The sequence below is a fragment of the Rhizobium sp. N324 genome (assembly GCF_001664485.1).
Classification (GTDB): Bacteria; Pseudomonadota; Alphaproteobacteria; order Rhizobiales; family Rhizobiaceae; genus Rhizobium.
This window is the reverse complement of sequence record NZ_CP013632.1, coordinates 303,563-329,060: the sequence shown is the minus strand read 5'-3', so window position 1 is coordinate 329,060 and position 25,498 is coordinate 303,563. Positions and strand designations below refer to the sequence as shown.

General features: G+C 63.2%; 27 protein-coding genes. 15 read left to right on the top strand and 12 right to left on the bottom strand.

Going from position 1 to position 25,498, the window contains the following annotated elements; all coding sequences use genetic code 11:
- The first annotated feature begins 5 nt into the window (after positions 1-5).
- The 6 genes from AMK05_RS25285 (at position 6) to AMK05_RS25260 (ending at position 6,210) form a co-directional block, all read left to right on the top strand.
- Entirely contained in the window at positions 6-908 is a 903-nt protein-coding gene (locus AMK05_RS25285; protein WP_064842112.1) for a sugar phosphate isomerase/epimerase family protein, read from the top strand.
- A gap of 62 nt (positions 909-970) precedes the next feature.
- A complete protein-coding gene (locus tag AMK05_RS25280; RefSeq protein WP_064842110.1) occupies positions 971-2,203 on the top strand; it encodes an ABC transporter substrate-binding protein in 1,233 nt (410 codons plus the stop codon).
- A gap of 268 nt (positions 2,204-2,471) precedes the next feature.
- The gene (locus AMK05_RS25275; RefSeq protein ID WP_064842108.1) at positions 2,472-3,374 is read left to right on the top strand and encodes a carbohydrate ABC transporter permease; all 903 of its coding nucleotides are present in this window, start codon (positions 2,472-2,474) and stop codon (positions 3,372-3,374) included.
- Entirely contained in the window at positions 3,371-4,198 is an 828-nt protein-coding gene (locus AMK05_RS25270) for a carbohydrate ABC transporter permease (RefSeq protein ID WP_049731567.1), read from the top strand. The genes AMK05_RS25275 and AMK05_RS25270 overlap by 4 nt, the downstream gene beginning before the upstream one ends.
- Positions 4,195-5,265 (top strand): ABC transporter ATP-binding protein, encoded by a 1,071-nt coding sequence (locus tag AMK05_RS25265; protein WP_064842106.1) that lies wholly within the window; start codon positions 4,195-4,197, stop codon positions 5,263-5,265. The genes AMK05_RS25270 and AMK05_RS25265 overlap by 4 nt, the downstream gene beginning before the upstream one ends.
- A gap of 111 nt (positions 5,266-5,376) precedes the next feature.
- The gene (locus tag AMK05_RS25260; protein ID WP_064842327.1) at positions 5,377-6,210 is read left to right on the top strand and encodes an inositol monophosphatase family protein; all 834 of its coding nucleotides are present in this window, start codon (positions 5,377-5,379) and stop codon (positions 6,208-6,210) included.
- Positions 6,211-6,437: 227 nt separating this feature from the next.
- On the opposite strand, the gene AMK05_RS25255 is transcribed toward AMK05_RS25260, so the two are convergent.
- Entirely contained in the window at positions 6,438-7,301 is an 864-nt protein-coding gene (locus AMK05_RS25255) for a class I SAM-dependent methyltransferase (RefSeq protein ID WP_064842103.1), read from the bottom strand.
- Positions 7,302-7,338: 37 nt separating this feature from the next.
- Positions 7,339-7,986, bottom strand: a complete 648-nt coding sequence (locus tag AMK05_RS25250) for a TetR/AcrR family transcriptional regulator (protein ID WP_064842324.1) — start codon at positions 7,984-7,986, stop codon at positions 7,339-7,341.
- A 32-nt stretch (positions 7,987-8,018) separates the two neighbouring features.
- On the opposite strand from AMK05_RS25250, the gene AMK05_RS35355 reads away from it, so the two are divergent.
- The 3 genes from AMK05_RS35355 (at position 8,019) to msrA (ending at position 10,092) form a co-directional block, all read left to right on the top strand.
- Complete coding sequence (locus tag AMK05_RS35355) at positions 8,019-8,282, top strand: hypothetical protein (protein ID WP_171899855.1); 264 nt, start codon at positions 8,019-8,021, stop codon at positions 8,280-8,282.
- Positions 8,275-9,168 (top strand): NAD(P)/FAD-dependent oxidoreductase, encoded by an 894-nt coding sequence (locus AMK05_RS25240; protein ID WP_064842099.1) that lies wholly within the window; start codon positions 8,275-8,277, stop codon positions 9,166-9,168. Before AMK05_RS35355 ends, AMK05_RS25240 begins: the two co-directional genes overlap by 8 nt.
- 414 nt (positions 9,169-9,582) lie before the next feature.
- Positions 9,583-10,092 (top strand): peptide-methionine (S)-S-oxide reductase MsrA, encoded by a 510-nt coding sequence (gene msrA / locus AMK05_RS25235; protein ID WP_064842097.1) that lies wholly within the window; start codon positions 9,583-9,585, stop codon positions 10,090-10,092.
- Between the two features lie 4 nt (positions 10,093-10,096).
- On the opposite strand, the gene AMK05_RS25230 is transcribed toward msrA, so the two are convergent.
- Complete coding sequence (locus AMK05_RS25230; RefSeq protein WP_064842094.1) at positions 10,097-10,969, bottom strand: LysR family transcriptional regulator; 873 nt, start codon at positions 10,967-10,969, stop codon at positions 10,097-10,099.
- 97 nt (positions 10,970-11,066) lie between these two features.
- On the opposite strand from AMK05_RS25230, the gene AMK05_RS25225 reads away from it, so the two are divergent.
- Both AMK05_RS25225 and AMK05_RS25220 read left to right on the top strand, forming a co-directional pair.
- Positions 11,067-11,852 (top strand): SDR family oxidoreductase, encoded by a 786-nt coding sequence (locus tag AMK05_RS25225; RefSeq protein WP_064842092.1) that lies wholly within the window; start codon positions 11,067-11,069, stop codon positions 11,850-11,852.
- A 25-nt stretch (positions 11,853-11,877) separates the two neighbouring features.
- On the top strand, positions 11,878-12,576 hold the full coding sequence (locus AMK05_RS25220; RefSeq protein ID WP_064842090.1) for a ribonuclease activity regulator RraA: 699 nt from the start codon (positions 11,878-11,880) through the stop codon (positions 12,574-12,576).
- A gap of 264 nt (positions 12,577-12,840) precedes the next feature.
- Here the strand turns inward: AMK05_RS25220 and AMK05_RS25215 are convergent, their stop codons facing one another.
- The 6 genes from AMK05_RS25215 to AMK05_RS25190 are packed head-to-tail and all read right to left on the bottom strand — an operon-like array spanning position 12,841 to position 20,072.
- Positions 12,841-14,130 carry an amidohydrolase family protein gene (locus tag AMK05_RS25215; protein ID WP_064842088.1) on the bottom strand — a complete coding sequence of 430 codons (1,290 nt, stop codon included), beginning with the start codon at positions 14,128-14,130 and terminating at the stop codon, positions 12,841-12,843.
- A gap of 25 nt (positions 14,131-14,155) precedes the next feature.
- A complete protein-coding gene (locus tag AMK05_RS25210) occupies positions 14,156-15,100 on the bottom strand; it encodes an ABC transporter permease (RefSeq protein WP_064842086.1) in 945 nt (314 codons plus the stop codon).
- Positions 15,097-16,146 carry an ABC transporter permease gene (locus AMK05_RS25205; RefSeq protein ID WP_064842083.1) on the bottom strand — a complete coding sequence of 350 codons (1,050 nt, stop codon included), beginning with the start codon at positions 16,144-16,146 and terminating at the stop codon, positions 15,097-15,099. Before AMK05_RS25205 ends, AMK05_RS25210 begins: the two co-directional genes overlap by 4 nt.
- A complete protein-coding gene (locus AMK05_RS25200; protein WP_064842081.1) occupies positions 16,136-17,668 on the bottom strand; it encodes an ABC transporter ATP-binding protein in 1,533 nt (510 codons plus the stop codon). Before AMK05_RS25200 ends, AMK05_RS25205 begins: the two co-directional genes overlap by 11 nt.
- Positions 17,665-19,077 carry an amidase gene (locus AMK05_RS25195; protein WP_064842078.1) on the bottom strand — a complete coding sequence of 471 codons (1,413 nt, stop codon included), beginning with the start codon at positions 19,075-19,077 and terminating at the stop codon, positions 17,665-17,667. Before AMK05_RS25195 ends, AMK05_RS25200 begins: the two co-directional genes overlap by 4 nt.
- 8 nt (positions 19,078-19,085) lie before the next feature.
- A complete protein-coding gene (locus AMK05_RS25190; RefSeq protein WP_064842076.1) occupies positions 19,086-20,072 on the bottom strand; it encodes a BMP family protein in 987 nt (328 codons plus the stop codon).
- Between the two features lie 329 nt (positions 20,073-20,401).
- On the opposite strand from AMK05_RS25190, the gene AMK05_RS25180 reads away from it, so the two are divergent.
- The 3 genes from AMK05_RS25180 to AMK05_RS25170 are packed head-to-tail and all read left to right on the top strand — an operon-like array spanning position 20,402 to position 22,574.
- Positions 20,402-21,031: a CDP-alcohol phosphatidyltransferase family protein gene (locus AMK05_RS25180; RefSeq protein WP_064842074.1), complete on the top strand. Its 630-nt coding sequence runs from the start codon at positions 20,402-20,404 to the stop codon at positions 21,029-21,031.
- Positions 21,028-21,648 (top strand): lysophospholipid acyltransferase family protein, encoded by a 621-nt coding sequence (locus AMK05_RS25175; RefSeq protein ID WP_064842072.1) that lies wholly within the window; start codon positions 21,028-21,030, stop codon positions 21,646-21,648. Before AMK05_RS25180 ends, AMK05_RS25175 begins: the two co-directional genes overlap by 4 nt.
- Positions 21,645-22,574 (top strand): phosphatidate cytidylyltransferase, encoded by a 930-nt coding sequence (locus AMK05_RS25170; RefSeq protein WP_064842070.1) that lies wholly within the window; start codon positions 21,645-21,647, stop codon positions 22,572-22,574. The genes AMK05_RS25175 and AMK05_RS25170 overlap by 4 nt, the downstream gene beginning before the upstream one ends.
- Positions 22,575-22,576: 2 nt before the next feature.
- Here the strand turns inward: AMK05_RS25170 and AMK05_RS25165 are convergent, their stop codons facing one another.
- The 3 genes from AMK05_RS25165 to AMK05_RS25155 form a co-directional block, all read right to left on the bottom strand.
- Positions 22,577-22,921 (bottom strand): chaperone modulator CbpM, encoded by a 345-nt coding sequence (locus AMK05_RS25165; RefSeq protein WP_064842068.1) that lies wholly within the window; start codon positions 22,919-22,921, stop codon positions 22,577-22,579.
- Positions 22,922-22,923: 2 nt separating this feature from the next.
- Positions 22,924-23,838, bottom strand: a complete 915-nt coding sequence (locus AMK05_RS25160) for a DnaJ C-terminal domain-containing protein (protein WP_064842066.1) — start codon at positions 23,836-23,838, stop codon at positions 22,924-22,926.
- A 107-nt stretch (positions 23,839-23,945) separates the two neighbouring features.
- The gene (locus tag AMK05_RS25155; RefSeq protein WP_064842064.1) at positions 23,946-24,413 is read right to left on the bottom strand and encodes a universal stress protein; all 468 of its coding nucleotides are present in this window, start codon (positions 24,411-24,413) and stop codon (positions 23,946-23,948) included.
- 210 nt (positions 24,414-24,623) lie between these two features.
- Here AMK05_RS25155 and AMK05_RS25150 point away from each other — a divergent pair, with 210 nt between their 5' ends.
- A complete protein-coding gene (locus AMK05_RS25150; RefSeq protein ID WP_064842062.1) occupies positions 24,624-25,487 on the top strand; it encodes an NAD(P)-dependent oxidoreductase in 864 nt (287 codons plus the stop codon).
- Positions 25,488-25,498 lie beyond the last annotated feature (11 nt).

Here is a 25,498-nt window from a genome sequence, read left to right as displayed (position 1 = left end):
GTGACGTGAGCAACCCTGCAAAATCCATTCGCATCGGCACCATGGTCAGCGGCAACAAGGGCGATGCCGCCACCCGCATCGGCCAGATTGCCGACATGGGCTTCGAAAGCTTCGAACCCTTCTTCTGGCAGACCACCAAGGGGCAGAACCTCGCCGAACTCGGCAAGCGCTGCCTCGAGGCGATCGGCGACCGCGACATCACCATCTCGACGCTCGGCATGTTCGGCAATCCGCTGGAAGAGAGCGCCATCGACCTGGAAACGCTGCAGGGCTGGAAGGACTGCATCGACAATGCCCATCATTTCGGGGCAACCTGCGTCGCTGGCTTCACCGGCCGCATCCGCGGCAAACCGCTGACCGACAGCCTAGGCCGCTACAAGCAGGTCTGGAGCGAGCTTGCCAAGCGTGCCGCCGATAAGGGCATCAGGATCGCCTTCGAGAATTGCGCCATGGACGGCAACTGGGAAAGCGGCGACTGGAACATCGCCCATAATCCGGACGCCTGGGAGCTGATCTTCAACGAGACGCCGGATGATCATATCGGGCTGGAATGGGAACCGTGCCATCAGATGGTTTATCTGATCGACCCCATGCCGCAGATCCGCAAATGGGCGCACAAATTCTTCCACGTCCACGGCAAGGACGCGACCATCCGCTGGGAGGTCATCAAGGAACACGGCATCTTCGGCAAGGAGAAATTCGTCTTCATGCGCACGCCGGGCTTCGGCGACAGCAACTGGACCGACATCATTTCCGAGCTGCGCCTTGCCGGCTGGTCCGGCTCGATCGACATCGAAGGCTGGCACGATCCGGTCTATCGCGACGAACTCGAAATGACCGGCCAGGTCTATGCGCTGAACCACCTCAAGCATGCCCGGGGCGGCGCATTCGTCGTCGATCCGGTCTGATGATATCGTTTCCGGCAAGGAGGAATTGCCGGACACGGGGATAACCACAAAGGAGGAGAACCATGGCTATCCGCAAATATGCAATTCTCGGCGCTCTGGCGCTTGCAGGCGTTTCACTCTTCGGCCTTTCGGCCAAGGCCGAGGACGTCACGCTGACGCTCTGGTCGCTGGATAAGGACACCCAGCCGGCGCCGAACCTCGTTAAGGAGTTCAACGCCCAGAACAACGGTATCAAGATCGAATATCGGCTGATCCAGTTCGACGACGTCGTCACCGAGGCCATGCGCGCCTACGCCACCGGCCAGGCGCCCGATATCATCGCCGTCGACAATCCGGAGCATGCGATGTTCTCGTCGCGTGGCGCCTTCCTTGACCTCACCGACATGATCGCCAAGTCGACCGTGATCAAGCCGGATAATTATTTCCCCGGCCCGCTGAAATCGGTCGAATGGGACGGCAAATATTATGGCGTGCCGAAAGCGACGAACACGATCGCGCTCTACTACAACAAGGACATGTTCAAGGCTAAGGGCCTCGATCCGGCGAAGCCGCCGCAGACCTGGGACGAGCTGGTCGAGGACGCGCGCAAGCTGACCGACCCCGCCAAGAACGTCTACGGCCTCGCTTTCTCGGCCAAGGCCAACGAGGAGGGCACCTTCCAGTTCCTTCCCTGGGCGCAGATGGGCGGCGGCAGCTATGAGCACATCAATGCCGACGGCGCGGTGAAGGCGCTCGGGATCTGGAAGACGATCATGGACGAGAAGCTCGCGTCTCCCGATACGCTGACGCGCGGCCAGTGGGATTCCACCGGCACCTTCAACTCCGGCAATGCGGCCATGGCGATCTCCGGTCCCTGGGAGCTCGACCGCATGACCCAGGAAGCGAAATTCGACTGGGGCGTTACCCTGCTTCCGGTTCCCAAGGAAGGGGCCGAACGGTCCTCGGCCATGGGCGACTTCAACTGGGCGATCTTCGCCAGCAGCAAACATCCGGCCGAAGCCTTCAAGGCGCTCGAATATTTCGCCTCGCAGGACGACAAGATGTTCAAGAACTTCGGCCAGCTTCCGGCCCGTTCCGACATCTCCATTCCCGAGAGCGGCCAGCCGCTGAAGGACGCCGCGCTCAAGGTCTTCCTCGAACAGCTGAAATACGCCAAGCCGCGCGGCCCGCATCCGCAATGGCCGAAGATCTCCAAGGCGATCCAGGACGCCATCCAGGCGGCGCTGACCGGCCAGATGAGCCCGAAGGACGCGCTCGACCAGGCCGCGGATAAGATCAAGGCTGTACTAGGCTGAGGCTTGCTCCCCCTTCTCCCCAGCGGGGAGAAGATGCCCAACGGGCAGATGAGGGGGTGAGGAACGAAGCGACGAGCGTTCTGAACGCAAGGGAAGAACAGCAGACGCCGAGCCTGTCGCCCCCCATCCGACCCTTCGGGCCACCTTCTCCCCACTGGGGAGAAGGGGACTACCCACCGATGGCGAAGGCCATCAACCATTTCCTCCCGGCAGGGGCCGTCTTCCGCATCATGCGCCAGGCGGCCCCGATCGGAGCATCGGAGGACGCATGAAAAGGATCCTGATGAGCGTCAGGGACGGCCGCGGTTTCGATATCGTGCTCGTCGCTTTCCCGCTCGGCTTTCTGTTCCTGATGGCGGGTCTGCCGCTCATCTACAATGTGGTGATGAGTTTCCAGGAGGTCGACATGTTCAGCCTCGGGACGTTTTCGCGTCCTTTCGTCGGCTTCAAGAATTATACCGACCTCTTCGCGCAGCCGGAAACGCTGCCGATCCTCTACAATACCGTCATCTTCGTCACCGGCTCGATCGCCGGCCAGTTCCTGATCGGCTTCGGGCTGGCGCTGTTCTTCTGGGTCAATTTTCCCGGCGCCTCATGGATGCGCGGCCTGTTCCTGGTCTCCTGGGTGATGCCCGGCCTTGTCGTCGGCGCCATCTGGAACTGGATTCTCTCTGGTGATTTCGGCGTGCTGAACTTCATCCTCAGGGAAAGCGGCATCATCTCCGGTAATATCTTCTGGCGCTCCGATCCGCATTATTCGCTCTATGCCGTGATCATCGCCAATATCTGGCTCGGCACCTCGTTCAACATGATCCTGCTGTCCGTTGGCCTCGCCGGCATTCCCTCCGATCTCTACGAAGCGGCCGAACTCGACGGCGCCAATGTCTGGCAGCGCTTCTGGACGATCACGCTGCCGATGATGCGCTCGACGATCGGCGCTATCATCGCGCTCGGCCTGATCTTTACGCTGCAGCAGTTCGATCTCTTCGCCGCCATCACCTCGGGCGGGCCGAACAATTCATCGAACGTCACCCAATATTGGGCCTGGGACCTTTCCTTCCGCCAATATGATTTCGCCAAGGGCGCGACGATCTCCGTCATCATGATCGTCTTCGTGATGTTCGCCTCCGTCGTCTATGTCAGGTCCACACGGCACGAGGTGCGCGGATGACGACGACCAATCGCGACCGGCTGATGCTGGCAATATCGATCGTCATGGCGGCGATCTATCTCTTCCCGCTCTATTGGATGTACATCACCGCACTGAAAAGCGGCTCGGAGATGTTCGCCACGCCGCCGAGCTTCTGGCCGGCAGCACCCCAATGGGGCACCTACACCTATGTCTGGGAAAGCCGCGACATGGGCCGCTACCTCTGGAATTCGCTGGTCATCGCTCTCGGCTCCATGGCGCTGATCACCGTGCTCGGCGTCGGCTGCGCCTATGTGCTGGCCCGATACCGCAATGTCTGGGTGGATATCGGCCTGTTCCTGATCCTGATGCTGCAGGTCCTGCCGGCATCGCTGATGATCACGCCGATCTTCGTCGGCTTCTCGCAGATCGGCATGCTGTCCACGCCGCGGCTCGCCGTCATCATCGCGGTCGCGGCCAAGAGCATGCCCTTCTTCGTCATCCTGGTGCGCGCCACCTTCATGAGCGTTCCCCAGGAACTGGAGGAGGCGGCCCTCGTCGACGGCAATTCGCGCGTCGGCGCCTTCTTCAACATCGTGCTGCCGCTTGCCCGCAACGGTATCCTCGTCAGCGCCATCCTGATCTTCATGCAGGCCTTCGGCGAATTCGTCTATTCGAAGTCGATGATCCAGGCAGTCGACCTTCAGCCGGCGAGCGTCGGTCTCAATTCCTTCATGGGGCCGAACACCAACGAGTGGAACAACATCATGGCCTACGCCACGATGTATGTGACGCCGATCCTCGCCATCTTCGTTCTCTTGCAGCGCCGCATCGTATCCGGCCTCACCTCTGGAGCCCTCAAATGACCACACAGATCGAGCTCAGAGGCGTCAATAAATATTACGGCGCCTTCCACGCCCTGAAGAACATCGACCTGTCGATCGCCAAGGGTACTTTCGTCGCGCTCGTCGGCCCTTCGGGCTGCGGCAAGTCCACGCTGCTGCGCTCGCTTGCCGGCCTCGAAAGCATCTCGACCGGCGATCTCAGGATCGCCGGCGAGCTGATGAATGGCGTGCCGCCGCGCAAGCGCGACGTCGCCATGGTCTTCCAGTCCTATGCGCTCTATCCGCACATGACGGTCGAGGAGAACCTGACCTACAGCCTGCGCATCCGCGGCATCGCCAAGGCGGAAGCCAAGAAGGCGGCCGAGGAGGTGGCGGCGACCACAGGTCTTTCGCATCTGCTGAAGCGCTACCCGCGCGAACTGTCCGGTGGCCAGCGCCAGCGCGTCGCCATGAGCCGCGCCATCATCCGCCATCCCAAGGCCTTCCTGTTCGACGAGCCGCTCTCCAACCTCGATGCGGCGCTGCGCGTCCATATGCGCAAGGAAATCCGGTCGCTGCACGACCGGCTGAACGCGACTTTCGTCTACGTCACGCACGATCAGGTCGAAGCGATGACGATGGCCGACCATGTGGTGGTGATGCGCGACGGCATCATCGAGCAGCAGGGCGCGCCGCTCGATCTCTACGACCGGCCGGCGAACCGGTTCGTGGCGGGCTTCATCGGCTCGCCTGCGATGAATTTTATTCCGGCGATCGTCCCGGAAGACGGCAAGAGCCTGATCCTGGACTTCGGCGCCGTGAAGCAGACACTTGCCATCAACCGCGCCATCGAGCCTGGGCGGAAGCTCATCGCGGGTGTCCGGCCTGAACACATCGAGGTTGTCGCTCCCGGGCATGGCAGCTTCGACGTCCCGATCGCCTTCGTCGAATCCACCGGCTCGTCGACCTTCATCGTCGCCGAGACGCAGCCGGAACTGACGATCGTCGAGACCCGCCGCGACAGGGTCAAGGCAGGAGACAGGATCGGACTATCGGTCGACCCGGCACAGGTCCATCTCTTCGATGCGTCGACGGACCGCCTGATATGACAACCGGTGGACAGCGACGGCAGGCGGCTTCATAAAACCAACATCGGTCTCTGCGAAGGGAATGGTTTCGCACGAGTCACTCCGTCACATCTGCAGCATCCGGATCTTCTCATGACATCCTCCCCGATTTCAGTGCGTCTTTCGCCGACCGCATCGCCTCGCCTCGTCGTGCTTGCCGAAACGGTCGTTAAGGCCGGCGAAACCGCCCGGGCTTCGCTGCGGCGGCGAACCTCTCAGGAAATGCTGGCCAAGGCGCCGCGCGATTATCAAACCGAGATCGATGTCGCGGTCGAACGGATCATCGTCGACGAGATGATCAAGGCCTTCCCGGATTACGCCATCCAGGGCGAGGAAGCCGTCGGCAACCGCACGGCCGGACCGGAAACGCCGATCATCTACATCGACCCGATCGACGGCACCACCAACTACGCCTGGGGCCTCCCGCATTTCGGCATGACGATCGCGATCGCCGAAGGCGGCAGGCTGGTCGCCGGCGTCGTCTATGACGCCATGCAGGACGAGCTGTTCAGCGCCGAGCGTGGCGGCGGCGCCTATCTCGACGGCGAGCGCATCCGCTGCACCGATGTCGGCGACATCGAGAACGTGCTCATCGGCGCCGGCCTGCCGATCCCCGGCCAGCTCAAGGCGGTGGCGGAAGAGACCTATTTCGACGCCATCAAGCGGCTGATGGCCAACACCGCGGGCGTGCGCCGCCTCGGCTCGGCAGCGCTGTCTATCGCCTATGTCGCCTGCGGCCGGCTGGATGGATTCTTCGAGGACGGGCTTTCGATCCATGATTTCGGCGCCTCGGCGCTGATGGTCGAGGAGGCGGGCGGCATCGTCACCCGTTTTTCCGGCGCCGCCGTCGACGGGAAGGGCGATATCCTTGCCGCGAGCAAGGTGCTGCACCCCTGGCTCAAGGAAGGCTTCCGTATCAAAGCCTGATTGAAGTGGATAGCGCGGATTGGTCTGAATCGTTCGAGGGGGCGGTCAATTTCGTTCCAGAGGTAGTCGCCGATGAGCGCGATATAAACCAATGGCAGCGGTGCGACCTGGGACACAAGCCCGCCGCCCTGCCTCCTCTGCGTTCCGGCCGCAAGCGGCGCGGGGTCGATCGCGCGACGGCCAACGCCGAACCATCGAGAAGGGGCGTCTCCCCCTGTCAATCCCTGTCAGCTTGCCGGATTGCGCGCCGTGACGATCCACGCCGCGCCGTCGATCATCACCGACCGCTCACCGGGGCAGCCCGCGAAGGCGGCACGAACCGCGGCCGAGACGCGGGCGCGGATGTCGTCGGGCTGATCAGCGAGCGCGCGCGACAGCGGGCCGACCTCGAGTGTCATCTCCACCGCGTCGTCGATCGCCGCGTCCCGCGTCCCACCCTCGCCGAACGGGATGGAGGCATCAAATGGCGCGATAGCGATATCGGTGAAGCCAGCCGCCGTCAGGATACGCGCCACCCGCCCTTGGTCGCCGAACGAGAACGGGCCGGGCGCTTCGGGATCGGGCGGCGCGGTCGGCGGGAGGATGCCCCTGATCGCGCCCATCGGCAAGCGCACCCAATCGTTCTCGGCTATGCCGCGCCAGCAGACGAAAGCGACCCGCGCGCCCGGCTTGAGCGCACGGCGCATATGAGCGAACGCCCCTGTCGGATCGTCAAAGAACATCACCCCGAAGCGCGAGAACAGGATGTCGAACGCGCCCTCGGGCAGCTCGGCGCTGCTGGCGTCAGCCACCTGGAACAGGGCCGGCGTGTCCTGCGGCGCTAACGCACGCGCTCGGTCGATCAGCGGTTCAGATATGTCCACGCCCAGCACTTGGCCCCCCGCGCCGACGCGGGCGGCCAGATCCAGACTAGACGCCCCCGCGCCGCAGCCGACGTCTAGCACGCGCTCGCCTGTCGCAGGCGCGGCGGCTTCGATCGCGGTCTGGCCGAACACCGCCATCATGGCATCGAGCCGGGCCTGGTAAGCGACCCAGCGCTCCCCGCTTTGGCCATTCCAGTCGGCTACCTGATAAACATTTTCCTCTGCCATGATGCCATATCCTTGTTCTGATCCGTTCTTAGCTCGGCTATCCGCCCGCGTGGTCGCTGCCACCGTGCGCGGCGATGAACATGGCGACGGCCGACCGGCAATAGGATTCGATTTCGTTGTCGTCCTCTGCTCTCGCCTGATCGAAGCGTGCGATAATCAGGAGATCGGATCCTTTGAAAAGCGCGGCAAACAAGCGGGCGGACTGGAGAGGATCGGGCACGTTCAGAACCGCCTTCGCGTGCAACTGACACAACAGGGCCTCGATTTGGGCGATGACATGGGCGGGGCCCGCTTCGTAATGGAGCTTGCTTAGCGATTTTTGGTTCGTCTTGTCGGCCATGACCATGGCTTCGACACTGCGGACGTCCGGGCTCAACAGCGTGCGAAGGAGGGATGATCCCACCGCCATGAGTTGATCTTCGGCCGAACCGTCGATGCCTTCAAAAAGGGCTTGTGGTGCAAACTGATGGCAGCGGGCGGAGACGGCCGCGCTGAATAGCGCCTCCTTGTTCTCGAAGTGCCGATAGATGCTGAGCTTGGATATCTTCGCTCGCTGGGTGACCTTGTCCAAGGTCGTCGCTTGAAAACCCAATTCCACAAAGAGTTCGTATGCTGCGTCGACTATCGTTTGGCCAAGCGCCTCGTTGGCCGGCCGGCCGCGCCGACCTCGACTATTTTCGGTCACGACCATTAGGATCCTTGACAGTATCGTTATTCATGCTTTATGATACCACACAGTATCAAAAACATGCAAGTCAAAGAGTGGATTTTATCCTGTCCTCCAAATCAAGTTTCCCCTGGCCGCCCGGCGATATCGAATGCGGCATTGTGCCGACGGCCAAAACAGTGATGGGCGACTTTCTCGCCGATGCCGAAGCCCTGCGCGCTGCCCGTCTCGATTGCGTATCGCTGGACGATATTGCGCGCCAACCCCAGCTCAACCCCCTCCATCCGCAACACGGAGCTTATCACCATGGATGACGTCATCATCATCGGCGGCAGCTTTGCCGGTCTCGCCGCTGCCCTGCAGCTCGGCCGTGCCCGCCGCAAGGCCACCATTCTCGATACCGGCCTGCCGCGCAATCGTTTCGCCGGCCACTCGCATGGTCTGCTCGGCCACGATCACAAGCCGCCGCTGGACATCCTGGCCGAGGCGCGGCAGCAGTTGGCGCGTTATCCCACGGTCAAGCTGGTCAATGCCCGAGCCGACAGCATCTCCGGCGCCATCGATAATTTCTCCGTCCTCACCGGCGATGGCGAAAGCTTTGGCGCGCGTCGTCTGATCCTGAGCTATGGCGTCGCCGACCAGATGCCTGATGTTCCGGGCTTTGCCGAAAGCTGGGGCACCTCCATCGTGCCCTGCCCCTATTGCGATGGCTTTGAAGTCGCCGACCAGCATTGGGGCCTCGTCTGGTCCGGCCCGCCGTCGCACAATTATGTCAGGCTGTACCAGCACTGGACCGACACGTTGACGGTCTTCGCCGATGGTCACGACATTGCACCCGATATCCGCGCCGATCTAGCGCGCCGCGACATACCTGTCGTTGATGGCCGGATCGCCGAAATCGCCCATCACCGGGGCCATATCACTACCGTTAATCTCGAGAGCGGCCGCAATGCCGGGGTCGATATCCTGTTCGCGCATCCGCGCAACAAGCCGTCCGCAAGCCTGCATGAATCACTGGGCCTCGCCACGGTCAATACGCCCTTCGGCATCGCCCTCAAGGTCGACGAGCGCCGCGAAACCAGCATGCCCGGAATCTACGCCGCCGGCGATCTCGCAAACCCAGCCATGAACTCGGTCACCACGGCAATATCGCAGGGCGCGACGGCAGGTATCTCCGCCCAGCAGTCGATGTTGGCTTGAGAGCGCAGATTCCCTTCTCCGGTTGCCGCGGGCAATCATGTTCAGAATCTGGTCGACGCGCAGCAGGCCCATCCTTTCGCCGCCGTCTGGGCGGCGAAGCCAGCCTCGAATACGATGCGAAATACGGCGAACGGCGTCCGAGGCCAGGGTATCGTTATTCCGGACGAGTTGCTTTCTCAGGTCGCACCGCTTCCATGGGCCTATATCGCGCCCATCGGCGACTATCTCAGGCCGATCCGCGCGAACCGCTTCAATCCAAACAACTTCAATTCCCTTAGCGGGTATTATTGTAGAAATGCCCACGGAGCCCCGACCTCATCTTCCCTTGGGGACGATAGCAAGGCCGCGTCTCATTGCGCCGTATGGAAATCGGCGGTGCGAGACACTATCTCTGGGCAAACAAGGAGACATCCAATGACCGAAGAACGTGCAGTGCTCGCCGGCGGCTGCTTCTGGGGCATGCAGGACCTGGTCCGCCGATTGAACGGTGTGATTTCGACCCGCGTCGGCTATACCGGCGGCGACGTGCCGAATGCGACCTACCGCAACCACGGGACCCATGCCGAAGGCATCGAGATCATCTTCGATCCGGCCAAGACCAGCTATCGCGACATCCTCGAATTCTTCTTCCAGATCCACGATCCGAGCACGCGCAACCGGCAGGGCAACGACGTCGGCACGAGCTATCGCTCGGCGATCTTCTATACCAGCCCCGAGCAGGAGCGTGTCGCCAAGGATACGATCGCCGATGTCGACGCATCGGGCCTGTGGCCCGGCAAGGTCGTCACCGAAGTCGTGCCGGTGAGCGATTTCTGGGAGGCCGAGCCCGAACACCAGGACTATCTGGAGCGCATCCCGAACGGCTACACCTGCCACTTCGTCCGGCCCGGCTGGAAGCTGCCGGTTCGTCAGAAGATCGCCTGAGCCATCAGGCCTCCATCGCCGCGCGGCTGGTTTGCAGAAGTGCGGCGATGAGGTTTGCCCGCGGCGACGAACGCGTCGCGACGATGCCGACCGTGCGCATGGCCGACGCACGCGATAGGGGCAGCTTGACGATATCGAGCCCAGCCGGCCACGGCGGCGCCCAATCCGGCACGATCGAGATCCCGAGACCGCGATTGACCATCACCGCGATCGACTCGAGCGCGTCGAGTTCGTAACGCTCGATGGGGCGAATGCCGATCTCGCGCAGATATTCGTCGGCGATATGGCCGCCCCATTGGTTGCGATCGTAGCGGATGAAGGGTTCGGTCCTCAGCAGCTCGAGCGGATCGGCCCCCTGGAAGCCTCGCGGCGCGATCAGCACGAGGGGTTCCTGGCGCAGCGTATTGAAGGTCAGCGTCTTCTGCATCGGAAATCGCGGTTCGATGATGAAGGCCGCATCCAGCGCGCCGTTCAGAACCTCGGTATAGAGATCCATCGAAGCGCCCGGCCGGATGAAGATCTCGATCAGCGGAAAATCCTGGGCAAGGCGGTGGAGAATGTCGGGAACAAGGCCCGTCAGAGCCGTGTTGATCGCGCCGAGCCGCATCTCGCCCGAGATCGTCGCGGTACCGGCCATCGCCTTCAGGTCGCGTGTATCGCGCACCAGGTCCCTGCAGCGTTCGAGAATGGCAAAACCCGCCTCGGTCGGCCGCATGACGCGGCCGGAGCGCACCAGCAGCCGTACCCCCAATTCGGCCTCCAACGCACGGATGCGCTGGGCGACGGCGGCCGGCGTCAGGTTCAGCCGCTGGGCGGCCTGCGCCAGCGAGTGCCGCTCGGCAACGACAATGAAGGTTTCGAGAAAGCGCGTGTCCATCGATAGTTTTTCTATCTCTTGAACGAAGCAAAAGCGATATTTTATTTACAGTCCGATGCTCCGAAAGATGGCTCGACCATATGCGGAGACGAGCGAAATGGATTTGGGCCTCACGGACAAGACGGCTCTGGTGCTTGGCGCCGGCGGCGGACTGGGCAGTGCGATCGCCGCCAGGCTTGCGCGCGAAGGTGCCAGAATTGCCGCTGCGGATATCGATCTCGCCGCCGCGCAAATGACCGCAGCCGCGATCGAATCCGAAGGCGGCAAGGCGCTGGCGTTGCAATGGGACCTTGCGGATCTCGCCTCGATCGATGCGCATGTCACAGCAATCGAACGTGGCTTCGGACCGGTCGATATCCTCATCAACAATACCGGCGGCCCGCCGCCGACCACGGCCTCCGGCCAGGACGCTGATATCTGGAATCGGTATTTCCAGAGCATGGTGCTCTCCGTCATCTCGATAGCCGATCGTGTCCTGCCTGGGATGCGGGCGCGCAAATGGGGGCGCATTGTCACCTCGACCTCGTCGGGCGTGGTCGCGCCGATCCCCAATCTCGGCATCTCGAACGCACTGCGCCTGTCGCTGGTGGGATGGTCGAAAACCTTGGCGCGCGAGATTGGCCGCGACGGCATCACCGTCAACATCGTCCTGCCGGGCCGCATTGCCACCGGCCGCATCACCTTCCTCGATGAGCAGAAGGCCAAGCGCGAAAACCGATCCATCGATGACGTCATCGCTGAAAGTACCGGCGGCATTCCGCTCGGCCGTTATGGCCGGCCGGAAGAGTACGGCAATGTCGTCGCCTTCCTGGCGAGCGAACCCGCCTCCTATCTCACCGGATCGGTGATCCGCGTCGACGGCGGCATGATCCAGAGCATCTGAACGAAACCCGATTGGAAACGATACAATGGCTCTCGACGCTCAAGCGATAGCAATCCTCAACACCGTCTCGACGGCGACCCTGACGACCGTTCTTCTGAAGAAGGGACTGCGGAACGTCTGGATTCGCGGCGCCGTTCCGTTGAAGCCCGGCCAGCCGCGCATCGTCGGCCCGGCCTTCACCCTGCGCTTCGTCCCGGCCCGTGAAGATCTGGCGACACCCGCCTCCTGGGCCTCGCCGATCTCGACACGTGCCGCAATCGAGGCGATGCCTGAAGGTTGCGTTGCGGTCGTCGATGCGATGGGTGTAACCGATGCCGGCATTTTCGGCGATATCCTCTGCGCCCGCATGCAGAAGCGCGGTGTCGCGGCCCTCGTCACCGACGGCGTCGTGCGCGACCTCGCCGGTGTGCTCGACAGCCACCTGCCGGTCTGGTGCCGCGGCGTCGCAGCCCCGCCTTCGGTCGCCGGCCTTACATTCGTCGCCTGGCAGCAGCCGATCGGCTGTGGCGGCGTCGCGGTCTTCCCCGATGACATCATCGTCGTCGACCAGGACGGCGCGGTGCTGATCCCGGCCGATCTGCTCGGCACCGTGCTCGATGAAGCGCCGGAACAGGAGCGCATGGAAGCCTGGATCATGACCAGGATCGATGAAGGCGTGCCGCTGCCCGGCCTCTATCCGATGAACGCCGACGCCAGGGCGCTCTATGAGGCTTCGAAGAAATAGGCCTCTGAATAAGACGGATTGAAGGGGGCTGCGGCTTCGCGACCCCTCAGTTTGTTGAAAGCCTCGTTCTTCACTCGGCGTCATCCTCGGCCTTATGCCGAGGACCTGCTGAGCCGGCTGTAGATACTCGGGACAAGCCCGAGCAGGACGAAAGAGGAGTTGGCCGGCCTTTGTCAGCAGTCTGGCGGGTCGCAGCTTTGCTGCCCCATATTGCTGACTCCGATCCAAAGCCGCTCCCGTAGGCCGGCAAGCCTCCGCCGCCTCTCAATAATGAGGCACGTAATCCCGACCGCCGTCGATCCGCGTCGGGCGCCCGTCCAGGAAAAGCTCGCCGATGCGCGGCGCCGAGCGGGCGATGACCTTGCCGCGGCGGATTACCGCCAGCCGGTTCGGCTTCAGCCGCAACGCCTCCAGCGCGTCGCTTGCCTGGAGGATGACGAGGTCGGCATTGCATCCCTTCTCCAAGCCATAGGCGGCAATCCCCATCGTCCTCGCCGAATTGACGGTCAGCGCGTCGAAGATCCTCTTCTTGTCGTCGATACCGGCCATCTGGGCGACATGGATCGCCATGTGGCCGACCTCCAGCATGTCGCCCGATCCCATCGAATACCAGGGGTCCATGACGCAATCGTGCCCGAAGGAGACATTCAGCCCGGCATCCATCAGCTCGCGGACCCGGGTCATGCCGCGGCGTTTCGGATAGGTATCGTGCCGGCCCTGCAGCATGATGTTGATCAGCGGATTGGGAATCACGTTGATCTCCGCCTCCGCCATCAGCGGGATGAGCTTGGAAACATAGTAATTGTCCATCGAATGCATCGAGGTCAGATGCGAGCCGGCGACACGTCCCTGCAGGCCGAAGCGGATGGTTTGCGCGGCCAGCATCTCGATGTGGCGCGAGAGCGGATCGTCGGTTTCATCGCAATGCATGTCCACCGGCAGACCGCGATCGGCGGCGATGCGGCAGAGCGCCTCGACTGACGCCGTGCCTTCGCCCATCGTCCGCTCGAAATGGGGGATGCCGCCGACGATATCGACGCCCATGTCGAGGGCGCGGTTGAGCGCATCGATCGCGCCCGGCGAGCGGTAATAACCATCCTGCGGGAAGGCGACCAGTTGCAGATCGATATAGGGCGCGACCTTTTCGCGGACTTCGATCATCGCCTCGACGGTCACCAGTCTGGGATCACTCGTATCGACATGGCTGCGGATGAAAAGCAGGCCCTGCGTGACCGCGAGATCGCAGTAGCGCAGCGCGCGGTCGACCAGTTCCTCCTTCGTCACAATGGGGCGCAGCTCCCCCCAGAGCGCGATGCCTTCCAGCAGTGTACCCGACACGTTCATCCGCGGCAGGCCGAGCGATAGCGTGGCGTCCATGTGAAAATGCGGATCGACGAAAGGCGGGCTGGCCAGCCTGCCGGTTGCGTCGATTTCCTCCGGCGCCTGCGCCTGCAGATTGCGCTCGACGGCAGTGATCCTGTCGCCCTCGATGCCGATGTCGATGCCGGTTCGGCCATCGGGGAGATTTGCGTTTCTGACGATGAGATCGAACATCGGAACCTCGTTGGAAAAGGCGGCATCACCGCTCGCCGCGACGATAGGGCTGCATCAGCGCCTGCGGGACGCGGGCGCGGCGGGCCATGATGGCAAGAGCGGCAACGGAAAGGATATAGGGCGTCATCAGGAAAAGCTGATAGGGCACGAGCCCGCTCAGCGCCGTTTGCAGCCGAAGCTGAAAGGCATCGAAGAAGGCGAAGAGCAGCGCCCCGAACAGCGCGCGGCCCGGCCGCCAGGAGGCGAACACAACAAGCGCGATGCAGATCCAGCCGCGCCCCTGCACCATGGTCGGGAAAAAGCTGTTGAACGCCGACAATGTCAGGAAAGCGCCGCCCATTCCCATCAGCGCGCTGCCGATGATGACCGCGCCGTATCGCACCTTCATCGGATTGACGCCCTGGGCGTCGGCTGCATGCGGATTTTCACCGGTCATGCGGATTGCGAGCCCCACGGGAGTGCGGAAGATGATGTAGGCCATCAGCAGGGCGATAAGGATCGCAAGATAGGTCGGCGCCGTCTGCGTAAAGAAGGCCGGGCCGATGAACGGCAGCGTCGAGAGACCGGGGATGGCGATCGGCTGAAACGGCACGATGGTGGGCGGCGTATTGGCGAGCGGCACGATCAACCGGAAGACATAGTAGCTGAAACTGGAAGCAAAGAGCGTGACGCCGAGGCCGGAGACATGTTGGGACAGGCCGAGCGTCACCGTCAGCGACGCATGCAGCAGGCCGAAGATGCCGCCGGCGACCGCGGCGATCAACAGGCCAGTCCACAGATCGGCGCCGTGGTAGACGGAAAGCCAGCCGATCATCGCGCCGAAGGTCATGATGCCTTCGATGCCGAGATTGAGCACGCCGGCCCGTTCGCAGAGCAAAGCGCCGAGCGTGCCGAAAATCAGCGGCGTGGCGATCCGCAGGACTGCCGCCCAGAGCCCGGCGGAGGCGATGATATCGAACAGCTGCGTCATCGCCTTATCCTGTATTGGGTGAAGAACAATGCGATCAGCATCGTCAGCAGCGACAGCGCCACCGTGACGTCGGCAATATAGGTCGGGATGCCGAGGCCCCGGCTCATGCCGTCGGCGCCGACGAACATCGTGGCCGTGAAAATGGCGGCGAAGACGACACCGAGCGGATTGAGATTGGCAAGCATCGCCACCACGATGCCGGCGTAGCCGAAACCGGGCGACAGGTCGGTCGTCACGTACCCCTTGACGCCCATCACCTCGATCGCTCCCGCAAGCCCTGCAAGCCCACCGGAGAGACAGGCAACCTTCACCAATGTTCTTCCGAGCGGCACACCAGCAAAAACCGCACCGGCAGGATTGAGGCCGGCGGCGCGCGACTGCATGCCAAACACGGTGCGGGACTGGATGAAGTGAACGACGATCGCCAGGGCGATCGCGATCGCAAAACCGATATGCAGGCGCGAACGGGCGATCAGCTTCGGCAGCATGGCATGATCGCTGACGGATTGCGACTGGGGCCAGCCGAAGGCGAGCGGATCCTTGAGGACGCCGTCGATCAGCATCGAGACGAAAAGCACGGCGATGAAATTCATCAGGAGGCTGGTGACGACCTCATCGACGGAAAAGCGCAGTCTCAGCCACAGCGGAAGCAAAATCAGCACCATGCCGGCGATCGCACCGACCAGCAGCAGCAGCGGAATGAGAATGGGTGCCGGAAGATTGCCGAGCAGCTTCGAGCTTGCCGCCGCAACGGCGATGGCGCCGAGATAGAACTGGCCCTCGGCGCCGATATTCCAGAGCCGCGCCCGGAAGGCGACGGCGGCGGCAAGTCCGGTCAGCATCAGCGGCGTTGCCCGCGTCAATGTTTCGGTCGCCGAAAGCCGCGAGCCGAAGGCGCCCGTCAGGATGCGCCAATAGGCGTCCAGAACAGGCGCGCCGGCGATCGAGATCAGGATGCCGGCCAGCGCGAGTGCCGCGATGATGGCGATGACGGGTGTGGCGATCAGCAGGTAAAACGGGCGGTGCTCGCGGCGCTCAAATCGCATGATCGGCCCCGCGCGTCTCTTGCCATTCCCCGGCCATCATCAGCCCCAGCCTGCGGGCGTCGGCGCCATCGGCATCAATGGGCGGCGACAGCCGGCCGCCGACGATTGCCTGTATGCGGTCTGCGAGCGCGATCACCTCGTCGAGATCCTCCGAGATCAGCAGCACCGCAGTTCCCTGCCGGCGGGCTTCGAGCAGGCGCGCATGCACGGCGGCAACCGCCCCTTCGTCGAGGCCGCGGGCAGGCTGGGCCGCAATCAGAATGCGCGGCCGGCGATAGAGGCTGCGCCCGAGAATGAGCTTTTGCATATTGCCGCCAGACAGCAGCCGTGTGCGGATCGTCGGACCGCCGCCGCGAACGTCGAAGCCGTCGATAATCTCGCGCGCGAAGGTTATGCCGGCCTTGCGGTTGACGAGGCCGTGGCGCGAGAAGGCCGGCGAGGCGATGCGCTCCAGCACGGCGTTTTCCCAGATCGCCATTTCGCCGATCACGCCCTCGTGGTTGCGGTCCTCGGGAATGCGGCCGATGCCGGCGTCGACAACATCGGCGACGCCAAGATTGCCGACCACTTCGCCGAACAGCCTGAGATCGCCGCTGCTGCGCGCCAGCGTGCCGGAAAGAAGATGCGCCAACGCCGCCTGGCCGTTGCCGGAAACGCCGATAATGCCGAGGATCTCTCCCTGGTGCAGCCGGAAGCTGATCGATTTCAGACGCTCGATACCGCCGGTTCGCACGGTCACGCCTGAAGCCTCGAGTGCAACGGCGCCGGGGGGCGACGGTTGGCGAACGGGCCGCGTTACGCGATGCCCGACCATCAGCTCGGCGAGTTCCGCCTTGCTGGTTTCCCATGCCCTGCGCTCGGCGACCATCCTGCCAGCACGCAACACGACGATGCGGTCTGCCGCCGCCATCACCTCGTCGAGCTTGTGCGAGATGAAGATCAGCGACAGGCCCTGGCGGGCCATTTCCTTCAGCGTCGTGAACAGCCGCTCGGCTTCGATGTTGGTCAGCACCGCCGTCGGCTCATCGAGGATCAGGATGCGGGCATCGTTGTAAAGCGCCTTGAGGATTTCCACTCTCTGCTGCTCGCCGACCGAAAGGTCGCCAAGACGGGCATCCGGATCGACCTGCAGGCCGAAGCGCTCCGAAATCGCCAGGAGTTTCTTGCGCGCCTGGGATGTTGCCGAGCGCCAGGACCAAAGGCCTTCCGTGCCGGTCATGACGTTTTCGAGAACGGTCAGATTGGGCGCGAGCGAGAAATGCTGATGCACCATGCCGACGCCGGCGCGGATCGCCGCGCGCGGCTTGCCCTGCGGCAGCTCGGCGCCGTCGATCAGAATTCGGCCGGCATCCGGCACATAGTGGCCGAAAAGCATGCTCATCAGCGTGGTCTTGCCCGCGCCGTTCTCACCGAGCAGGGCGACGACCTCGCCCCTGACCAGCGTCATGGAAATATCGTCATTGGCGAGATTGGCGCCGAAACGTTTGCTGACGCCGACAATCTCGAGAACAGGCCCGGTCATGACAGCAACCCCGCCACCGGAAAACGGTGCTGCCATCGCCCCTCCGCCTCCAGGCGTGCCGCCAGCGACAGAAGCCCCGGCTCGTGACCCATCGGCATCATGAGCTGCACCGGCAGCGGCATGGCATGCTCATCCTCTCCGAAAGGCAGCGTCAAAGCAGGAAAACCCGAAACATTGGCAAGGCAGGCAAGCGGCGCAAACGCGGTCATTCGCTCCAGATGCAGATCGGTGTCGGCATGATCGGACGGAAACGAGCCGATCGCAAGCGGCGCGGAGGCGAGCATCGGCATCAGGATGCAATCGACCGTATCGAACAGCCCCCAGACCGCATGGCTCACCAGAACTGCATCGTTCAGCGTATGCCAGAGCCTGGCGGCTGAAAGCGCCCGTCCGCGCATCGCAAAAGCCTGTGTGAGAGGCTCGGCCTTGCTTTCTTCAAGCGCTGCCGTCTCGATGAGGGCTGCGAGGTTGACGGAGACGATATCGGCAAAGGCACGGCTGCTGGCGGCGACGCTCCATTCGAAGTCGGCCCAGGCCAATGGAACGATGACGTGCCCGTCCTTCTCGAGCGCACGTGCCGCGTCCGCGACGGCCGCAAGGCGATCACCCTCGGTCGGGTGGGCCGGTCCGGTGTCGGTCAACAGGCCGATCCGCAAACGGCCGGTGTCGAAATCGATGGGAGAGGAATTCGGGACGGGTCCACGTGCATTGCCGCTCAGCCGGTCAAAAATCAGCGCCGTATCCCGCACCGAGCGGCAGACCGCCAGTTCGCTCGCGATGCCGGCAAGATGATTGCCGAAAGATGGTCCGCCGGGGATAGCGCCGCGGGTCGGCTTCATTCCGACAAGGCCGCAGCAGGCGGCGGGCACGCGGATCGAGCCGCCGGCATCGGTGGCATGGGCAATCGCCACGATTCCGGCGGCAACCGCTGCCGCCGCACCGCCGGACGAGCCGCCGGCGGTGCGGGCCGGATCGAGCGGGTTGCGGCAGACAGGCCCGATTGCCGGTTCGCTGGCGAGCGAAAGGCCGAATTCCGGGCTCGTCGTCAGGCCGAACAGACAGAAGCCGGCGTCGCGGAACCGCGAAGCGAGATCGGAGTCGGCTCCGCCGCCCTTTCTCTCGAAGAGGCGGGAACCGGCCGTTACCGGCAGTCCGCGGAAGGGACCGCCAAGATCCTTCGCCAAGGTGGGCACGCCGGCAAAGGGTCGCGCCGAGAAATGCTCGGGCGCGCTCTGCCGCTCCCGGTCGCAGGCCTGCGCCGCGGCGAGACCCATGGCGCCGTCGAGATAGGCGATCGCGCCGAGCGGCTCATGCCGCGCGGCAGCCTCGAGGGAGATCTGCATCGCTTCTGCAGCGCTCAGACTGCCATGCCTGATCGCTGCCGCCAGTTCCGTCGCATCGCCCTGCATCAGCCGAGCTACTTCGGCTCTTCCATCATCTTCGGAACTTCGAAGGTGCCGGCCTTGATCTCCGCCCGCTTGGCCTCCATCGCGGCCTCAGCCTCGGCAGGCGCCACGCCCTTGACGAAGACGATATCGCTGCCGCCTTCCTTCATCAGGCCGTAGGACGTGTAGTTCCTGCCGACCGGTTTGCCGGCGGCGACATCGGCGATCGCGGCATTGAGGATCGGGCGGAAATACCACATGGCGTTGGCAAACACCGTATCGGGATAGCGCGGCGTATAATCGACCAGCGAACCGACCGACTTGATGCCGCGTTCCTTGGCGGCATCGGCCGTGCCGATGCGCTCGCCGAACAGGATATCGGCGCCGGCGTCGATCTGGGCGAGGCCGGCCTCGCGGGCCTTCGGCGGGTCGAAGAAGGTACCGATGAACGAGACGAGGTGCTTTGCGTCGGGATTGACAGCCTTGACGCCCGCGGCAAAGGCATTGATCAGCATGTTGACCTCGGGGATCGGAATGGCGCCGACCGAACCGACGACGTTCGACTTGGTCATCTTGCCCGCAAGCATGCCGGCCAGATAGGCGCCGTCATGATTCCATGTGCCGAAGACGCCGAAATTGTCGCCGGCCTGCTCGCCGCTCGAACCCAGCACGAAGGCGGTCTCGGGATAGTCGGCCGCGACCTGCCGGGCCTCCTTCTCCACCGCATAGGCTTCGCCGATGATCAGCTTGTTACCCTGTTCGGCATATTCGCGCATGGCGCGCGGATAGTCGGTGCCGGAGACACCTTCGGAAAAGACATATTCGATGACGCCTTCCTTGGCAGCGTCCTGAAGGGCCTTGTGAAGACAGGAATTCCAGGCGTTTTCAACCGGCGAGGCATGAATGCCGGCAACTTTCAGCGGGGCGGCGGCCCTTGCGAGCGGGGCGAAGCTGCTCACTCCGAGCGCAATGCCCGATGCGATCATTGCCCGTCGTGAAATCAGGATGTCTTTGGTCATCGATTGCTCCCCTTTTTTTACCATCCGGTTCAAAAATCATAGTAGCGCCTAAAAATGTGTCAAGGAGAGAGCGGGCTTAAAAATCAGGCTGATCAGCCCCTTGTGCTCGTTCATTGTACGCCGTTTTTCCGGCGTCGCGACTTGGCGCAAGGAACACGGCATGGCAGGCTGCATCCCCGATGCCACCGTGCTTTTCGGTTCAGATTTCCTCGCTTCAAGAAACGCGCTCTTGGCTTCGTGGCGAACGGGCTCCAGACCGGATCTGCAGGGCTTGGCGCGGCGGCATTGGCAGAGTATGCAGAAGGCTATCGGGCTGGGGTAACAAGAAAATGGGTGAAGAAGAGGACGCCTCGCGGCGGCCGATCGCGAGCCGGTCGTCGTCCTGGGCGATCGGCATGAGCGCATGGCTGGCGCGCACCGGTGTGACGCCGAACGGCATTTCGCTTTTTTCGATCCTGTTTGCCGGCATCGGCGCGGCGCTGATCCTGCTCACGACCCATCCGATCGCCATGATCGGCGCAGCGTTCTCGGTGCAGCTGCGGCTCGTCTGCAATCTGCTTGACGGCATGGTCGCGATCGAAGGCGGAAAGAAAACCAGAAGCGGGCCGATCTACAACGAGTTCCCCGACCGGATTGCCGACAGTCTGCTGCTCGTCGCGGCCGGTTATGCCTGCGGCTTTCCCTCGCTCGGCTGGCTGTCCGCGCTGCTTGCCGCACTCACCGCCTATATCAGGGTCTTCGGCGGATCGGTCGGCCTCGCCCAGGACTTCAGCGGCATCATGGCCAAGCAGCGCCGCATGGCGGTGCTGACGGCCGGCCTCGTTGCCCAGAGCATCGAGACGCTGGTGTCCGCCAGCCATTGGTCGCTGATCCTGAGCTCAGCCATCATCGCCGCCGGCAGCCTCGTCACCTGCATCACCCGTACGATAACGCTTTCCCATTCGCTGGAGAGACTATGACCGCGCTTGTCCGTCGCCTCCTTGTATTGTTCGTCCGTATCATGGTCGGCGCCCGAAGCGAGTGGCGGGGCTGCACGCCCGACACGCGCCGCCGCATCTATTTCGCCAATCACAACAGCCATGTCGATACGGTGGCCGTCATGGCCGCCCTGCCGTATCAGGTGCGGCGGCTGACCCATCCGGTTGCGGCGCGAGACTATTGGGGTACGAGCGCCTTTCGCCGTTTCATCGCGGAGAAGGGCCTTCGCGCCGTCCTGATCGACCGCAAGCCTCTGCCGGACAGCAACCCGCTGGAGCCGCTCGAGCGCCTGCTCGAGGAAGGGCGTTCGATCCTGATTTTTCCCGAGGGAACGAGAAGCTCTACCGATGAGATCGCCCCGTTCCGCAGCGGCATCTATCGCCTTGCCTGCCGCTTCCCCGATGTCGATCTTGTGCCGATCCATCTCGACAATCTGCAGCGCATCCTGCCCAAGGGAAGCATGCTGATCGTACCGATCACCTGCACGGCGCGCTTCGGCAAGCCGCTGCGCGTCGAACCGGGCGAAGGCAAGGACGCCTTCCTGGCCCGCGCCCGCGCCGCGATCATCGAGCTGGCAGACGGAGGGCGCACCGCATGACCAGCCTTTTTTCGATCGTCCTTGCCGCGATCCTCGGCCTGCTCGCCGTCGCCTCCACCATCGGTTTCATCCTGCAGCGGCGCGCGACCGAACCCGGTTCTGTCGCCACCGTCCAGAACCTCAATGCGCGCATCCGCTCCTGGTGGATCATGGTCGCGGTCTTCGGCGGCGCGATCCTGCTCGGCGATACCGCGGTGGTCATCCTGTTCGCATTCCTGTCCTTCATGGCGCTGCGCGAATTCTGGACGCTGACGCCATCACGGCGCGGCGATCACCTGGCACTGTTCCTGTCCTTCTTCGTCGTCCTGCCGCTGCACTATGTGCTGCTCGGAACGCTATGGTACGGCCTCTTTTCCATCTTCATCCCGGTCTATGCCTTCCTGATACTGCCGGCGGTGGCGACGCTGACCGGCGACGTCAACGAGTTCCTGGCGCGGACCGCGAGGGTGCAATGGGGACTGATGCTGACGGTTTATTCGATCAGCCATGCGCCCGCACTGCTGATGCTTGAGACCGGAACGCCGCCGGCGCTTCTTCTCGTCTACCTCGTCATCGTCGTGCAGCTCAGCGACGTCTTCCAGTACGTGTGGGGCAAGCTTCTCGGAAAACATCGTTTCTCGCCGAATATCAGCCCATCGAAGACCCTCGAAGGCCTGATCGGCGGCGGCGCCTCGGCCATCCTCGTCGGAACGCTGCTCTATCGCCTGACGCCGTTCTCACCCCTGCAGGCGGCTGCCGTCAGCACGGTTATCGTCGTCGCCGGCTTCTTCGGCGGCTTCGTGCTCTCGGCCATCAAGCGCGATCTCAACGCCAAGGACTGGGGTTATGTGATCGAGGGCCATGGCGGCGTGCTCGATCGTCTCGACTCCATCACCTTCGCCGCGCCGCTGTTCTTCCATATCGTCCGCTACTGGTTCACCGCCTGAGGTCAAGGCATGCGGCCGGCCGTTCCAAACCGGTCGATATCCTCGAGGCTCTCGAACAGCCGGCGCTGGACATCCCGCTCCTGCCTGCCGATGGCGGTCATCAGCCTCTCCATCGTTGCCCGCAGGCCGTGTAACTGGTCGACCAAGTCCATGACGACATCGACGCCGGCTTCGTTGACGCCCATATCGCCCATCAGGTCCAGGATGAGCCGCGCGCGCGCGACGTCGGCGTCGTGAAACTGCCGCCCTTCGTTCGACATCTCCGGGATCAGCCAGCCCTGTTCGATCCAGAGATCGAGCTGGACGACATCGATTTTCAAGCAAAGACGGAATTCGAGATCATCCATGATCAAGCCTCCATGTTCTTCCTCGGATCGTGTGGATGTGCCGTCGCCCATTCCTTCATCAGGGCTGTCAGCCGTTCGTCGGGATTGTCGGGCAGCACGATCTTCAGGGTGACATAGACGTCGCCGTGCCCGCCGCCGCGTGTGGCGACACCCTTGCCCTTGAGACGCAGGATCTTACCCGTATTCGAGTGCGGGGGCAGCGTCAGGTTGACCGGTCCCGACGGAGTCGGCACGCGGACCTTGCCGCCAAGCACCGCCTCGCCGAGCGAGATCGGCAGCTCCAGGCGGATGTCGTCGCCGTCGCGTGTGAAGAAGCGGTGGGGAGCCACGCGGATTTCGATGAGGGCATCACCCGGCGGCCCGCCGCCAATGCCCGGCTCGCCCTTGCCGCGCAGCCGCAAGGTCTGGCCGTCGCGGGTTCCGGGCGGGATCTGCACATCGAGCTGCGGCCCGTCCGGCAGCTTGATCTCGGTCCGGGTGCCGTTGACGGCCTCGAGAAAATCGACCTCCATGGAGAAACGCCGGTCCTGGCCCTGACTGCGCATCCTGCCGCCGCCGGCGCGGCGCGAAAAGAAATTGGCAAAGGAATTGTCGGCATCGGCGAAATCGGCAAAGCCGGAACTGTTGCGGTAGGGATCGCCGGGACCGCTCGCCGAGGCGTAGTCGCGGTAATAACTGCGCTGCGCCCGCTCGGCGCCCGTCATATCGATCTCGCCGCGGTCGAAGCGTCCGCGTTTTTCCGCATCGCTCAAGATCTCGTAGGCGGTCGAAATTTCCTTGAACCGTTCCTCAGCCTTTCTGTCGCCCGGGTTAAGGTCGGGGTGAAGTTTCTTGGCGAGCTTGCGGAATGCGCTTTGAATATCCTTCTGCGTCGCATCCCGTTTCACGCCCAGAAGCTCATAGGGATCCTGGCTCATGCATATCTCCGGTCAAGGCAGTCAATACTGCCGGTTGGCTTACCAGAGATATAGTCTCTCAAGCCGCCGGCGGGGAGGGGAGGCCGCATGCCGGTCTTCGAAGCCAATTAGAGGAGTGCTGTGTCTTCAGCTTGCGATTCCGAGCCGGAGTGCCTGCGATCGAAACGCCGATCGATGAGAACAGAGCATCCGGCGTGGCGCACGACCTTGTCGACGATCGAGGAGAAGATGTAGTCGGTGATATCGCGCGCATGCGATGACAGCAGAATAAGGTCGGCCGACGTCTCCCTGGCGACCGCGACGAGCAGGGAGGCGGCCGTGCCGACGCGAACCTCGATCGTCGCCGGAATCCCGAGCTCCTTGCAGAGTGCTGCCAGTTTCCTTTCCGCGTCGGCGATGGCAGTCGTTTCGAATTCCTCGGGAAGCTCCATCAGGTGACGGTGCGGGATATTTTCGATGACGTGCACGACGACGATGTTTCCGCCTTCCTCCACCAGCGCCGCCGCCCGGCGCAACAGGCGGTTTGCCGTTTGCCTGGAACCCATGCCGATGCCGCAGATGATCGTCCGATACATTGAGATCCATGTCCCCAGAATACAGATAGCCGCCCCCACGATACTCGTATCGACGGTGTCTGCTTTGACCAAAATCAAACAAAAATGCGCAACGACCCATCGGCGCGGCGGAAACGCCCCCTCAAGACCAGAGGTCGCCGACTGTCGCAGTTGACGGCAGCCCGATCGGCCATAGCTCTCACGCATTGCCGTCATACCATTGAGGTTCACATGCCGGATTTTGCGATTATCGGAGCGGGCGCCATGGGAAGCGCTGTCGCCAAACGACTTATCGACCATGGCGCCACGGTGCTGACCTGTCTCGAAGGCCGTAGCGAGCGGACGATTGCACGGGCTAAGGCCGCCGGCATGGTGCCGGTCAGCAGGCAGGATCTGGCGAAAGCCGACCTCGTCCTGTCGATCGTTCCGCCGGCGGAAGCGATAGGTGTTGCCGAGCTCGTCGCAAACATATCGTCGGGATTGCAGCCGCCGCCCTTTATCGACCTCAACGCGATTGCGCCGAAAACGATGCAGGCGCTGGCGGCAAGGTTCGAAGGCAGCCGGGTGGACGTGCTTGACGGCGCCATCATCGGCGGGCCGCCGGCTGCCGGCAAACCAGGTCCGACCCTCTATGTCAGTGGCGATAGCGCTGGGCGGAGCAGGCTGCTCGAAGATTACGGCTTGCGGGTCCGCGGGCTCGATGGACCGCTCGGCGCGGCTTCGGCGCTGAAGATGTGTTACGCCGGCATCAACAAGGGATTTACCGGCCTCGGCGCGGCTATGCTGCTTGCCGCATCGCGCTCCGGCGCTGCCGAAAGCCTGAAGGCCGAACTCGCCGAAAGCCTCCCCGACGTCGACCGCAAGCTGTCGAAATCCATTCCCGACATGTATCCGAAAGCCTATCGCTGGGTCGCCGAAATGCAGGAGATCGCCGATTTCCTGGGAGAGGATGATCCGGCTGCGACGGTTTTTCGGGGCATGGCTGAGGTTTTCTCCAGGCTGGCCGACGACGTTGAGGGCGACCGCATGCTGGTCAGGCAGCTGGACGAGATCCTCGGCTCCCCGGAAACCGCCGGTGCAATGGTCATGCCATAGTCTCTGTACTC